11 protein-coding genes are annotated in these 12,998 nt (G+C 66.5%); 8 read left to right on the top strand and 3 right to left on the bottom strand.

Annotation, left to right across the window (positions count from 1 at the left end; all coding sequences use genetic code 11):
- Position 1: 1 nt before the first annotated feature.
- Together LQ952_RS08630 and trhP are read right to left on the bottom strand one after the other, a co-directional pair.
- The gene (locus tag LQ952_RS08630; RefSeq protein WP_238622259.1) at positions 2-2,083 is read right to left on the bottom strand and encodes a hypothetical protein; all 2,082 of its coding nucleotides are present in this window, start codon (positions 2,081-2,083) and stop codon (positions 2-4) included.
- Positions 2,056-3,411: a prephenate-dependent tRNA uridine(34) hydroxylase TrhP gene (gene trhP / locus LQ952_RS08635; protein WP_238622260.1), complete on the bottom strand. Its 1,356-nt coding sequence runs from the start codon at positions 3,409-3,411 to the stop codon at positions 2,056-2,058. The genes LQ952_RS08630 and trhP overlap by 28 nt, the downstream gene beginning before the upstream one ends.
- A gap of 90 nt (positions 3,412-3,501) precedes the next feature.
- On the opposite strand from trhP, the gene apbC reads away from it, so the two are divergent.
- The 7 genes from apbC to LQ952_RS08670 all read left to right on the top strand — a co-directional run bounded on the left by apbC (position 3,502) and on the right by LQ952_RS08670 (position 10,411).
- Positions 3,502-4,587, top strand: a complete 1,086-nt coding sequence (gene apbC, locus LQ952_RS08640) for an iron-sulfur cluster carrier protein ApbC (RefSeq protein ID WP_238622261.1) — start codon at positions 3,502-3,504, stop codon at positions 4,585-4,587.
- 15 nt (positions 4,588-4,602) lie between these two features.
- Positions 4,603-5,166, top strand: coding sequence for a dCTP deaminase (gene dcd / locus LQ952_RS08645; protein WP_200175672.1), 564 nt, complete (start codon positions 4,603-4,605; stop codon positions 5,164-5,166).
- A 179-nt stretch (positions 5,167-5,345) separates the two neighbouring features.
- A complete protein-coding gene (locus LQ952_RS08650; RefSeq protein ID WP_238622262.1) occupies positions 5,346-5,975 on the top strand; it encodes a TatD family nuclease-associated radical SAM protein in 630 nt (209 codons plus the stop codon).
- A gap of 2 nt (positions 5,976-5,977) precedes the next feature.
- A complete protein-coding gene (gene mnmL, locus LQ952_RS08655) occupies positions 5,978-6,937 on the top strand; it encodes a tRNA modification radical SAM protein MnmL/YtqA (RefSeq protein ID WP_238622263.1) in 960 nt (319 codons plus the stop codon).
- A 14-nt stretch (positions 6,938-6,951) separates the two neighbouring features.
- Positions 6,952-7,953 carry a ubiquinone anaerobic biosynthesis protein UbiU gene (gene ubiU, locus LQ952_RS08660; protein ID WP_430733762.1) on the top strand — a complete coding sequence of 334 codons (1,002 nt, stop codon included), beginning with the start codon at positions 6,952-6,954 and terminating at the stop codon, positions 7,951-7,953.
- Positions 7,950-8,843: a ubiquinone anaerobic biosynthesis protein UbiV gene (gene ubiV / locus LQ952_RS08665; protein ID WP_238622265.1), complete on the top strand. Its 894-nt coding sequence runs from the start codon at positions 7,950-7,952 to the stop codon at positions 8,841-8,843. The genes ubiU and ubiV overlap by 4 nt, the downstream gene beginning before the upstream one ends.
- Positions 8,840-10,411 (top strand): lipoyl protein ligase domain-containing protein, encoded by a 1,572-nt coding sequence (locus LQ952_RS08670; protein WP_238622266.1) that lies wholly within the window; start codon positions 8,840-8,842, stop codon positions 10,409-10,411. The genes ubiV and LQ952_RS08670 overlap by 4 nt, the downstream gene beginning before the upstream one ends.
- A 30-nt stretch (positions 10,412-10,441) precedes the next feature.
- On the opposite strand, the gene hemW is transcribed toward LQ952_RS08670, so the two are convergent.
- Positions 10,442-11,620 carry a radical SAM family heme chaperone HemW gene (hemW, locus tag LQ952_RS08675; RefSeq protein WP_238622267.1) on the bottom strand — a complete coding sequence of 393 codons (1,179 nt, stop codon included), beginning with the start codon at positions 11,618-11,620 and terminating at the stop codon, positions 10,442-10,444.
- A 328-nt stretch (positions 11,621-11,948) separates the two neighbouring features.
- On the opposite strand from hemW, the gene LQ952_RS08680 reads away from it, so the two are divergent.
- Complete coding sequence (locus LQ952_RS08680; RefSeq protein WP_238622268.1) at positions 11,949-12,866, top strand: hypothetical protein; 918 nt, start codon at positions 11,949-11,951, stop codon at positions 12,864-12,866.
- Positions 12,867-12,998 lie beyond the last annotated feature (132 nt).

A 12,998-nucleotide genomic window follows, 5' to 3' on the forward strand; every position in this document is an offset into this window, starting at 1 on the left:
TTCAATCGTCGGCGTTCGTCGAGAACTCACCGGACTGCACGGCGCCCACCAGCCGGTGCACCAGATCCCGCCATGCCACCTGACGGGTGAAGCCCACCACCTGAATCCGTGGCAGCCCCGCCCCCTGGACGATGAAGTACCCCCCCGTGGGCGCCGGCGCCACTCCGCTCATCTCGCACACGTCTCCCCGCAATCGGCAGGACAGGCCCAGCTGCCGGTAAGCGAAGGACTCGAAGAAGCGCAGGAAGCCGGTGCCCAGCACCCCGCCCACCCCGCCGCCCAGACTCACCAGATTGTCCACCGCCCGCTGGCTGATGCGGCGCCGGAACGTGCCTTCCAGCGGGGTGTACAGGGCGGCGTCGAAGTGGACCGGTTCCCAGTTCACCAGCACCAGGTCATGCACATGACCCTGCAGCCGTCCCTCGATCCTGCCGAAGGCAAAGGTGCCGGTGAGGGCAGCCAGGTCCAGATGGTTGATGTCCATGTCGCCGGACAGCACCGGTGCCACCCCGAAGGGGTCTTGCAGACGCAGGTTGCGCATCATGATCAGCCCGTCGAAGGCATGGATCAGGAGTCGCCCGCCGACACTCAGTTCGCCCCCCTGGTAACGCACCTGGGGGATGACTCCGGCCAGGGTGCCCGTGAACAGGGGGCGGTCCACCGCGGCGGCCAGCAGTTCCATGGCGATGGGGGTGATCCGGCCATCGAACACCACCACCGGGTCACCGCCGGAGAGGGACTGTGCCTTGAGTGTCTCCACCTCCAGCGCCCCGTCCAGGATGGGTATCCGGGCCGGCTCCAGCAGGCGCAGGCCGTCCTGCTCCAGTTGCAGGCGCAGGCGGGCGTTTCCCAGGGGGATGCCGTAGACATGCCCGCCCAAAAAGCCCAGGCTGCTGGCGGGCGGGGTTTCCTCTGCAGCCCACAGGAAACGGCCGTCCATGCCGTAGAGGCCCAGGCGGCCCAGGCGGTCATCCAGATGCACGTCCACGGCGGTCAGCACCGCTCGGGATAACTCGCCCTCCCTGACCTGCAGCAGGGCCGAGACCAACCCCAGGGTCTCCAGGTCTTCCAGTACCGTGCCGTAGAGGAAGGGCTGGAGAAAGGTCTCATAGAGGACCGGGAGGCGCCCCCGGCTCAGGATCAGGTCGGCCTCCCGCAGGGGCTGAGCCTGCCGGGTATCCAGGCGCAGCCTGCCCACCACCTGCAGTGCCTCTCCCCAGGTCAGGTCCAGCTGCTCCACCTGCAGATCGCCGGATTCCGAGGCTCCGCGAAAGGACAGCCCCAGTCGGCCGGGGGCCTCGCGGGAGGCCTCGGCGTAGACCGGATGGACGTAGCCGCCTCCTTCGGTCCACGCCAGGTCCAGCCGACCCTGCCAGCGCCCGGCCTGTTGCCGGGCCTCCAGCTCAAGGTCCACGGACAGGTCTTCCCCCGCCAGCATGCCGTCGGCCCCGGCAAAGGCGCCGGATCGCCAGGACACTCGGGCAGAAAGATGCTGCAGACCGTCATCACCACCGGCCGCCCGGAGGCGGCCGGACAGGGCGCCTCGCAACAGGGCACCATCCAGGGGGGAATCCTGAGTGGAAGGAGACAGAGTCATGATCAGGGGCAGCAGCCCCTCTGCGGGCAGGTTCTGCAGGGTCATCGTGGCCTGCCATTGCTCAGGACCCTGCAGCAGACGCACCTGGAACCGGCCCATCGATTCCAGGGTGAGGGTCAGATCCAGGTCCAGACGTCCGTCCAGGCGCAGGGTCATGCGGCCCGTGCCGGTGCCCTGTCCCAGGTCCGGGTGGCGCCACATCACCCGGACCTGGGGGCAGTCCAGGGTGATGTTGTCCAGCCCGCCGCCCTGGCAGTGCAGCCGGACCTGTCGCAATGTCCCCAGTGGTTCCGGGAGCCGGAGGCGTTCCACCTGGAGGTCCAGGGCATCCCGCTGCCCCAGGCTCAGGTCCAGGCTGACACCTTCCATGGACCAGCCCTCACCCTGGATGTCCCCGATGCCCAGGCGCAGGCCGTCCAGGGCCAGGGCCGGGCCGGACAGGCCCGCGGCCAGCAGGATCAGGACTGGGAGGAGAAGGCGTCGCAAGGTGCTTGGGGCGTCTGCAGGTCCATGTACCGTACCACCAGGCCCAGGTCGTAATTCCCCTCGGGCAGGGGGATCCGGACCCGGTAGCCCGCACCCGGTGCCTCCGGCATCGCGTCTCCCGCGAGGCTGAACAGGGCTCCCAGGACCAGTTCGCGACTGCCCGCCGGGGTCATCACCTCCAGGCGATCTCCCACCGCGAACTTGTTTTTCACCTCGACCTCCGCCAGTCCGGTGTCGGGGTCAAAACCCAGGATCTCCCCCACGAACAGCTGCCGGGAGGATTCCGAATGTCCCCGGGCGTAATTCTGCGCCGTCCGGTCCCGTGCCCGGGTCAGGAAGCCGTCCGTATAGCCCCGGTTGGCCAGTCCTTCCAGATGATCCAGCAATCGCGGATCGAAGTCTCGTCCCGCCGCCGCATCGTCGATGGCGCGGCGATACACCTGGGTGGTGCGGGCAGCGTAATAGTGGGACTTGGTCCGGCCCTCGATCTTCAGGGCATCCACCCCGATCCGGGCCAGCCGCTGTACATGCTCCACCGCCCGCAGGTCCATGGAATTGAGGATATAGGTGCCGTGTTCATCCTCCTCCACCGGCATGAGCTGTCCGGGCCGTTCCCCTTCCTCCAGCAGGAATGCCTTGTTTGCCAGGGTATGACGTCCTCCGGTTGCCTCCTCGACCGGCTGCAGGTCCCCGGTGGCATCGGTCCGGGCGGGGTGCAGGCGGTAGCGCCACCGACAGGAATTGGTGCAGGCCCCCTGATTGGCATCCCGGTGATTGAAGTAGCCCGACAGCAGGCAGCGCCCGGAATAGGCGATGCACATGGCCCCGTGCACCATCACCTCCAGTTCCATGTCCGGGCAGTCCTGACGGATGCGGCTGATCTCCTCCAGGGACAGCTCCCGGGACAGGATCACCCGAGACAGACCCAGCCCCTGCCAGAAGCGAACCGAGGCCTGGTTCACTGTGTTGGCCTGCACCGACAGGTGCACCGGGATCTCCGGCCAGGTCTCCCGCACCATCAGGATCAGGCCCGGGTCCGACATGATCAGGGCATCCGGCGCCAGGGCCACCACCGGACTCAGGTCCCTGAGGAAGGTCTGCACCTTGGCGGGATGGGCGGCAATGTTGGTGGCCAGGAAAAAGCGTCGGCCCGCGGCGTGAGTGGCCTCGATCCCGGCCTGCAGTTGCTCCAGGGTGGAAAAGTCATTGTTGCGCACCCGCAGGGAGTAGCGGGGCAGGCCGGCGTATACCGCATCGGCACCATAGGCCAGGGCATAGTGCAGGTTTTTCAGGGTGCCGGCGGGGGCGAGGAGTTCGGGGGTCTTCATGGAGAAATGATACTCCAAGGCGATTCAGTCTTCCCGAGTCCCTTGGTGTAGAATCCCAGGATTACACTCTGAAACCCCGAGGAAGGCTTGATGTCCCAGGTGTCCCGCGCGCAGGTTGAAACGGCTCTCAAGGAGATCCAGGATCCCTACATGGACAAGGACCTGATGTCCGCCAAGGCCGTCAAGGATATCCAGGTGGAAGGCGACAAGGTCAGTATCCATCTGACCCTGGGCTATGCCGCCGCCGGCTGGCACGGTGCGCTTACGCAGGCCGTGACGGAACGGGTGGGGCGCATCGAGGGTGTCGGCGCGGTGGCGGTGCAGGTGGAGACCCGCATCGTCTCCCATGCGGTACAGAAAAACCTCAAACCCCTTCAGGGGATCAAGAACATCATCGCCGTGGCCTCCGGCAAGGGTGGGGTGGGCAAGTCCACTACCGCCGCCAACCTGGCCCTGGCCCTGGCGGGCGAGGGGGCCAGCGTGGGCCTCCTGGACGCCGATATCTACGGCCCCAGCCAGCCCCGCATGCTGGGCATTTCCGGCAAGCCGGAGACGCGCGACGGCAAGACTATGGAGCCGATGGAAAACCACGGTATCCAGGCCATGTCCATCGGCTTTCTCATCGACGAGGACACGCCGATGATCTGGCGTGGCCCCATGGTCACCCAGGCCCTGGAGCAGTTGCTGCGGGACACCAACTGGAAGGCGCTGGATTATCTGGTCATCGACCTGCCACCGGGTACCGGCGACACTCAGCTTACCCTGGCCCAGAAGATTCCGGTGAGCGGTGCCGTCATCGTCACCACGCCCCAGGACATTGCCCTGCTGGATGCCCGCAAGGGTCTGAAGATGTTCGAGAAGGTGGACGTGCCGGTGCTGGGCGTGGTGGAGAACATGAGCATCCACATCTGCTCCAATTGCGGTCACGAGGAATACATTTTCGGCCAGGGCGGCGGTGAGCGCATGGCCCGGGACTACGGCGTGGAGTTCCTCGGCGCCCTGCCGCTGGATATCCAGATCCGTGAGCAGGCCGACGGCGGCCGCCCCACCGTGATCGCCCAGCCCGACAGCCGCATCGCCGAGATCTACCGGGAGATCGCCCGCCGCACCGCCGCACGCCTGGCCGCCCAGGCCCGGGACTACAGCGCCAAGTTCCCCAACATCGTCATCCAGTAAAAGGCAGGTCGTTTCATGTCGATCAAATCGGACAAGTGGATCCGCCGCATGGCGGCGCAGGGCATGATCGAACCCTTCGAGCCGGGACAGGTGAGGTATGCCGGGGAGGAGCGCATCATCTCCTACGGCACCTCCAGCTACGGCTATGACGTGCGCTGCGCCGACGAATTCAAGGTGTTCACCAACATCAACTCCACCATCGTGGACCCCAAGTCTTTCGACGAACGCAGTTTCGTGGACGTGAAGTCGGATGTCTGCATCATCCCCCCCAACTCCTTCGCCCTGGCGCGGACGGTGGAGTATTTCCGGATTCCTCGCAATGTGCTGACCATCTGTCTGGGCAAGAGCACCTATGCCCGCTGCGGCATCATTGTGAATGTTACCCCTCTGGAGCCGGAGTGGGAGGGACATGTGACCCTGGAGTTTTCCAATACCACCCCCCTGCCCGCGCGGATCTATGCCAATGAAGGGGTGGCGCAGATGTTGTTCCTGGAGTCCGACGAGGTCTGCGAGACCTCCTACAAGGACCGGGGCGGCAAGTACCAGGGGCAGCGGGGCGTGACGTTGCCCAAGACCTGAGCGGCCCCCGGCCGCGAATGGCGAGGTTGACCGGCGGCACCGGCCAAGACTGATTCCAGGGCATGACAGCGCCCGCCAATTCATGTTTAATGGCGGCTTTCCCGGCGAGCCCACGCCGCGGTTTCGGGCGTCGGGTCGCGGCCCCGACCCCGGGCCGCAAGCCAAGAGGTAGCTTGAAGATGCAGCAACAGACGGCCGACCACCACGCAGACCCCGTGGTGGGCTACAGCCTACACAACCGCCGTTACCTGAACGTCACCAACCGCTGCACCCTGCGCTGCGCCTTTTGCCCCAAGTTCAACAAGACCTGGGCGGTGCAGGGGTACCCCCTGCGGCTGTACCAGGAACCCACGGTGGCGCAGATGCTGGATGCGGTGGGTGATCCGAAGGATCACGAGGCCGTGGTCTTCTGTGGTCTGGGCGAACCCACCCTGCGGCTGGACGCCATCCTGGCCGTGGCCCGGCAGCTCAAGACCCGGGGCGCACCCGCCATCCGCATCAACACCGACGGCCTGGCCAATCTGGTCCACGGTCGGGACGTGACCCCGGAGATGGCCGGCTGCATCGATGCCCTGTCCGTCTCCCTCAATGCCCAGGACGCCTTCACCTACGAGCGGCACTGCCGGCCCAAGCTGCCCGGCGCCTATCCGGCCGTGCTGGATTTCGTCCGTGCCGCCCGCGCCCATGTCCCCCAGGTCACCGTCACCGCCGTCGACGGCCTGCCGGGGGTGGACATCGAGGCCTGTGAAGGCCTTGCCCGGGAACTGGGGGTGGATTTCCGTCGCCGCTTCCTGGACCAGGTGGGCTGACCATGTCCACCCTCACCGACCACGTCAACACCCTGGGCAGCCACCTGCGGGCACGGTATGGCCAGCGGGTGCACAAGCTCACCGTGAGCGCCGGTTTCATCTGCCCGAACATGGACGGCACCAAGGGCCGTGGTGGCTGCAGCTTCTGCAACAACGCCAGTTTCGCCCCCCAGGGGCAGGACGGCGGCGCCGTGCGCCGACAGCTGGCGGAGGGCAGGGACGTGGTGGCCCGGCGCACCGGTGCGCGCCTGCATCTGGCCTATTTTCAGGCCTATACCAACACCTATGCCGAGGTCACCCGCCTCAAGGCCCTCTACGATGCCGCCCTGGAGCAGCCGGGAGTGGTGGGGCTGTCCATCGGTACCCGGCCCGATTGCGTGCCCGACGAGGTGCTGGATCTCTTGGTGTCCTACCAGGAACAGGGCCATACCCTGTGGCTGGAGCTGGGCCTGCAGTCCGCCTTCGACGAGACCCTGGTTCGGGTCAACCGGGGTCACGGCTTTGCCGAATATCAGGACGCCGTCCGGCGTGCCCGCGGCCGGGGCCTGTCCGTCTGCACCCACCTGATCATCGGCCTGCCCGGCGAGACCCCCTGGCATCAGCGGGAAACCCTCTCCCGGGTCTTGAATGAAGGCACCGATGGCCTCAAGCTTCACCCCCTGCATGTGGTCCGGGGTACCCGCCTGTCCCGCCAGTGGCGGGCCGGTGAATACCGGCCCTGGACCCTGAACGAATACGTGAACACGGCGGTGGACATGATCGAGATGACCCCGCCTGAGGTGGTGTTCCATCGCCTGACCGCCACGGCCCGCAAGCCCCTGCTGCTGGCACCGGACTGGTGCGGCAGCAAGTGGACGGTGATCAACGCCATCGAACAGGAGCTGACACGGCGAGGGACCCGGCAGGGTGCGCGTCCCTTACATTCAGACAGTCACCTTCCAGGAACCCAGGAGAGTTGTTGATGAACCCAGATCGTATGGAGCTGGTCTGTCCGGCGGGCGGCTTCCCGGCGCTCCGGGCAGCCGTGGACAACGGCGCCGATGCCGTTTATCTGAGCCTGCGCGGCGAGACCAATGCCCGTAACTTCCCGGGCCTGAATTTTGATCGCAAGGCCCTGCAAAAGGGCATTGCCTATGCCCGGGGCAAGGGCGTGAAGGTCTACATGGCCCTCAATACCTATCCCCAGCCGGATATCTGGGCCGCCGCCACCCAAGCGGTGGATGTGGCCGCCGAGGAGGGCGTAAATGCCGTCATCCTCGCCGACATGGGCCTGCTGCGCTACGCCGCCGATACCCACCAGGACCTCACCCTGCACCTGTCGGTTCAGGGGTCCGCCACCACCGCCGATGCCCTGAACTTCTACCATGAGCGCTACGGCGTGGTACGGGCGGTGCTGCCCCGGGTACTGTCCATGTCCCAGGTGTCCCAGGTGATCGAGCGGGCCAAGCTGGACATCGAGGTGTTCGGCTTCGGCAGCCTCTGCGTAATGGTGGAGGGCCGCTGCATGCTGTCCTCCTATGCCACCGGCGACTCCCCCAATACCAAGGGGGCCTGCTCCCCCGCTCACGCGGTGCGCTGGATCGAGACTGGCCGTGGCCGCGAGGCGCGTCTGAACGGCGTGCTCATCGATACCTTCAAGCCGGGCGAGAGCGCCGGCTATCCGGTCATCTGCAAGGGCCGCTATCAGGTGGGCAACTGCGACGACACCATCTATGCCATTGAGGAACCCACCAGCCTGAGCACCCTGGACATCCTGGCCGATCTGCTCAAGATCGGCGTCAAGGCCATCAAGCTGGAAGGCCGTCAGCGCAGCCCCGCCTATGTGGGCCAGGCCACGCGCGTCATGCGCCAGGCCCTGGATGCCTGTCACGCCAACCCCGATGCCTATACCCCGCGGCCGGAATGGGCCTCCCAGCTCGCCGGCATGTCCGAAGGACGCACCCAGACCCTGGGTGCCTTGCACAGAGCCTGGCAATGAAACTTTCCCTGGGACCCATTCAGTATTACTGGCCCCGCGAGCGGGTCATGGAATTCTACGCCGCCGTCGAACAGTGGCCGGTGGACATCGTCTACCTGGGCGAGACGGTCTGTTCCAAGCGTCGTGAACTGCGCGCCGCCGACTGGCTGGAGGTGGCCGACCGTCTGGCGGCCGCCGGCAAGACCGTGGTCATGTCCACCCTGGCCCTGATGGAGGCGGAATCCGAGCGCCTGGCCCTGGAGCGTCTGGTACAGAACGGGCGCTTCATGATCGAGGCCAACGATGCCACTTCCCTGGGTCTGTCCCAGGGCAAGCCTTTCGTCGCCGGCCCCAACATCAACACCTACAATCCCGGTACCCTGCGCGAGTTGCGCGACATCGGTGCCGTGCGCTGGGTGATGCCCGTGGAGCTGTCCCGGCATATCCTGGAAGGCATGCACAAGGCCCGGCCCGACGGGCTGGAAACCGAGGTACTGGTGTTCGGTCGTCTGCCTCTGGCCTTCTCCGCTCGCTGCTTCACCGCCCGTGCCCGCAACCTGCCCAAGGACAGCTGCGAGCTGGCCTGCCTGGACTATCCGGCGGGCCTGCCCCTGGCGACCCAGGACGGCAGCGGCTTCCTCACCATCAACGGCATCCAGCTGCAGTCCGCCGACCCCAACAACCTCATCGGGGTCATGCCCGAGCTGCGGGCCATGGGGATCGACGTGGTCCGTGTCTCACCGGAACCGGAAGGTACTGAGGCCGTGGCCAGAGCCTTCCGTGGCTGCATCGACGGCAGCCTCACCCCGCGCCAGGCCCTGGACGCCATGAAGCCCCTGTTCCCCCGTTTCTGTGACGGCTACTGGGAAGGTGACGCCGGCATGAACTGGCGGGAGAGTGTATCGGCATGACGGTCCGGCCCTGCCGGGTCTGGACCGAGGGCATCGCGCCGGGGATCGAGCAGGTGGCTCGGGACCATCGCCATCTGGCGGGTTCCGTGGCGGCCGACGAGGCCCGGCTGCGATTCCACCGTTATGAACCCACCGCGAGCCTGGGTCGTCACGAGGCCGTCTGTCACGGGGTGCGCATCGCCTACTGTGACCAGGCGGGTATTCCCGTGGTGCGTCGGCTCACCGGCGGTGGTGCCCTTTATCTGGCCCCGGGCCAGTGCTGCCTGAGTCTGACCCTGCCCCGCCGCTGGCTGGGGGAGGGCGATACCCTGACGGCGCTGATGGCCCGGCTCAACCGGGCCCTGGTGCGCGCCCTGGCGGACCTGGGCATTCCCGCCCATACCACCTTTCCCAATGACCTGGAAGTGTCCGGGCGCAAGCTGGGGGCGGGTTTTCTGGCCATTGAGGCCGAGGCCATCCTCTACCAGGCTGTGATCCTGGAAACCCTGGATACGGAAGTCCTGCTCAAGGTGTTGCGGGCGCCCCGGGAAAAGCTCAGCGCCCAGGGCATTCTCAGTGCCCGCAATCGTTTCATCACCCTGGGGGAACTGCCGGTCACGGATCCGGACATGGAAGCCCTGAAGGCGGCCGCCGCCCGCTCCCTGCTCGGGGAACTGGCACTGACGGCCATCGAGGGCGTGCCGGACCTGGTGCAGGAACAGGCGCAGGGATCATGGCCGCCGCCATCCGTGGACCCCGCTCTGGATGAGGACTGGTCGGCAACGGCGGATGAAAGCTGGCAGGCCTTCCTGCCTACGCCCGGGGGGATCCTGCAGTTGCGCCTGGTGCCGGACGACACCGGCCGGATGATCCGGGCGGCCCAATTCTCCGGCGCGGTGCATGTGGCGCCGCCCGATCTGTTTCTCTCCCTGGCCGAGACCCTGGCCGGTGCGCCCATGGCAGCGGCTGAAGTGCGCATGATCCGCCGTCTGCGGGCCGAGGACGTCCAGCTCCCGGGATTCGGTCCCGATGAATTGTGCCGGCTGCTGCGTCTGGCCCTGGGGCGGCGTGCCGAACAGGGGCTGGGTCTGAGTGCGGGGCAGGCCAACCGCCTCATGGTGCATCGGCCCGGCGGCGTGGAAGAGGTGAAGGATATCCTTGGCCGGGCCTCGGTCCTGCTGGTACCTTACTGTGCCAAACCTGCCTGGTGCGACTGGCGCCACGAGGACGCCTGTCCCGAGTGTGGCGGTTGCGATGTGGGGGAGGCCTATCGTCTGGCCCGGGAGCGGGGCATGAAGGTGGTGACCATCACCCGCTACGAGCATCTGTGCCAGGTGCTGGAGCGGATGCAGGCGGAGGGTGAGTCGGCCTATGTAGGGATGTGCTGTCGGGATTTTTATCAGAAGCGTATCCACGCCTTTCGTGCCGCCGGCATCCCGGCGGTACTCATGGACATCACCGGCGCCAACTGCTACGACCTGAACCAGGAAGAGGCCGCCTACGCCGGCGAGTTCACTGCCGAGGCGGCGCTGGACATGGGGCTGGTGGAGAAGGTGATGGTGTGGGTGCCGAAGAAACCGGCGGATTGATGCCGTTGTTTCCGTCGCTCTCCCTCCCCCTCAATCCTTTTCGCCCGGCCCTTCTGCAGGCAGGAACAGGGCCACCAGATCGTTCAGGAATTGCCGCCCGGTTGCGGTTGCCACCAAACGTGCCGGGTCATCTTCCAGCAGTCCCCGGGCCACCGCCTCCGACCTTGCCGGTTCCAGGGCCTCCAGCCCCAAGCCCGTATGGCGGGTGAACAGGGTTGACGGCACGCCCTCCACCAGTCGCAGGCCATTGAGCATGAACTCGAATGCCGTCTCCTGCGGACCCAGTATCCGCTCGCCGTTCAGCGCCCGCCCGGCCCGTGCCCCCGCCATGAAGGCTGCGGGCTGGCGGTGACGCCATCGACGCAGGATGCGTCCCTCCGCCGGTAGCGTGAGCTTGCCGTGGGCCCCGGCGCCGATGCCCAGATAATCCCCGAACCGCCAATAGTTGAGATTGTGTCGGCACTGTCGCCCATTCCCGGCATAGGCTGAGACCTCGTAGTGCACAAACCCCCGGGATGCCAGGCGGGCCTGACCTTCGGTCATCATGGCCCACTGGGTGTCCTCGTCGGGCAGGGCGGGGGGCGCGGCGGCAAAGGCCGTGTTGGGCTCCAGGGTCAGTTCATACCAGCTCAGATGTTCCGGCCCCAGATCCAGGGCCGTGTCCAGGTCGGCCATGGCCTGGGCCACCGTCTGGCCGGGTAGGCCGAACATCAGGTCCAGGTTCAGATTCTCGAATCCCGCCGCCCGTGCCGTCGCCACCGCCGCTCGGGCCTCCCGTCCCGTGTGGATGCGGCCCAGAGCCCCGAGCAGGGCATCGTCAAAGCTCTGGATACCCATGGACAGGCGGTTCACCCCCGCCGCCCGGTAGCCCTCAAACCGGGCCTGCTCCACGGTGCCGGGGTTGGCTTCCAGGGTGATCTCCGCATAGGGACGGCAGATGAGGCGGGCACGGATCGCCGACAGCAGGTGTTCGACGGCCTCGGGACTCAGCAGGCTGGGGGTGCCGCCGCCGATGAAGATGCTGTCGATGCACCGTCCCCAGACCATGGGCAGTTCCGTCTCCAGGTCCGTGATCAGGGCCTCCACATAGGCCTGTTCGGGAATCTTGTCGGCGGCATGGGAGTTGAAGTCGCAGTAGGGGCACTTGCGCACACACCAGGGGATGTGCACATACAGGGTCAGAGGGGGGGGAGGCTGGGCAGAGAGCATGGGATTCCATCTTGCGGCGGCAAGGTTCGGTCTCAAGTGTGCCGCACCCGGTTACCTTTTGTAATCCTCCAGGGAAATGCTGAGCAGGCCCCTCGCCGTCATTCCCGCGAAGGTGGGCGTTTCGGCAAGTTCCCCATTGTCACTCCCGCGAAGACGGGCGTCTCGGCAAGTTTTCCACCGTCACTCCCGCGAAGGTGGGAGTCCATGGTTTACGGTCTGCGAATGGATTCCCGCTGGCGCGGGAATGACGGGTTCGGATCATCCCTAAAGTCTCACCCATGCCTGCCGATAAACCCATCAGGCCCATAGTATCCGGCACAGGTGGTCCATGATCCCGCCCGTCTCCACTCCCGTCCTTCAGCCCACCACCCGATCTGCCGCGCCGGTGCCGGCCGTGCCGGACGGGGAGGCCGCAGGTGTCCTGGCCGACAAGGAAACCCGGCTCAACGAACATCAGGACTATCGCATCATTCGGCAGGTTCTGTTGCGGGATCAGCCGAAGCTCGAAGCCGGGGCCGGTGCTTCCCCGGAGGCCTCATCTTCTTCCTCCGAGCCGGCATCTCCCTCCGGGTCACCCGCGTCCGGGGCGGCCCCCGACCGTGGTGTGGAACTCCAGTGGCAGCAACTGGGCGTCTCCCGGCTGGACGTGAACATCCGGGGCACAGAGACCGGCGAGGCGGTGCGCATCCGCTTTGAATCCGTGCGCATGGAGCGTCTGCAGATCAGTCTGGGCGGGGCGCCGCAGCAGGCCGATCCCTTGGTGCTGGACCTGGGCGGCGAGGGCATCACCACCACCGGGGTGGATCGCGGTGCGCGCTTCGACATCACCGGCGACGGGCGGCAGGAGCAGGTCAGCTTCGTCGCCGGCAACAGCTGGTTCCTGGCCCTGGACCGCAACGACAACGGTGTCATTGATGATGGCCGGGAACTGTTCGGGGATCAGCACGGTGCCGCCCACGGCTTCGAGGAGCTGGCCAAGTTCGATGATAACGGCGACGGCGTGATCAACGCCCAGGACAGCGTGTTCGAGCGTCTGCGCCTGTTCCAGATGGGTGCGGACGGCAGCCAGCGGCTCAAGACCCTGGAGGAGGCGGGCGTGGCCGCCATTCACCTGGGCTATGATCAGACCGCCCGGGCGCTGAATGCCTATGACGTGGTGGCCCAGCAGGGGCAGTTTGAGCGGACCGACGGCAGCAGGGGCGAGGCCTCCGACGTGCTGTTGGGCTATCGTGACTTGACCGCCTGAGAGAAACACTGAACAAGACGCCCCCGCCGCTCCTTGCAGAGGCGGGCGTCCCGGAAGTCCCCCACCGTCACCTCCCGCGAAAGCGGGAGTCCATGGTTTACGGTCTGCGAATGGATTCCCGCTTTCGCGGGA

Source organism: Ectothiorhodospira lacustris, from assembly GCF_022227785.1.
In the GTDB taxonomy this organism is placed as follows: domain Bacteria; phylum Pseudomonadota; class Gammaproteobacteria; order Ectothiorhodospirales; family Ectothiorhodospiraceae; genus Ectothiorhodospira; species Ectothiorhodospira lacustris.

Bases quoted from the DNA above. Each gene is read 5' to 3' on its own strand.
- ubiU (WP_430733762.1), top strand. From the start codon at position 6,952: ATGGAGCTGGTCTGTCCGGCGGGCGGCTTCCCGGCGCTCCGGGCAGCC.
- trhP (WP_238622260.1), bottom strand. From the start codon at position 3,411: ATGAAGACCCCCGAACTCCTCGCCCCCGCCGGCACCCTGAAAAACCTG.
- LQ952_RS08650 (WP_238622262.1), top strand. From the start codon at position 5,346: ATGCAGCAACAGACGGCCGACCACCACGCAGACCCCGTGGTGGGCTAC.
- LQ952_RS08680 (WP_238622268.1), top strand. From the start codon at position 11,949: ATGATCCCGCCCGTCTCCACTCCCGTCCTTCAGCCCACCACCCGATCT.
- apbC (WP_238622261.1), top strand. From the start codon at position 3,502: ATGTCCCAGGTGTCCCGCGCGCAGGTTGAAACGGCTCTCAAGGAGATC.
- ubiV (WP_238622265.1), top strand. From the start codon at position 7,950: ATGAAACTTTCCCTGGGACCCATTCAGTATTACTGGCCCCGCGAGCGG.
- dcd (WP_200175672.1), top strand. From the start codon at position 4,603: ATGTCGATCAAATCGGACAAGTGGATCCGCCGCATGGCGGCGCAGGGC.
- LQ952_RS08670 (WP_238622266.1), top strand. From the start codon at position 8,840: ATGACGGTCCGGCCCTGCCGGGTCTGGACCGAGGGCATCGCGCCGGGG.
- mnmL (WP_238622263.1), top strand. From the start codon at position 5,978: ATGTCCACCCTCACCGACCACGTCAACACCCTGGGCAGCCACCTGCGG.
- hemW (WP_238622267.1), bottom strand. From the start codon at position 11,620: ATGCTCTCTGCCCAGCCTCCCCCCCCTCTGACCCTGTATGTGCACATC.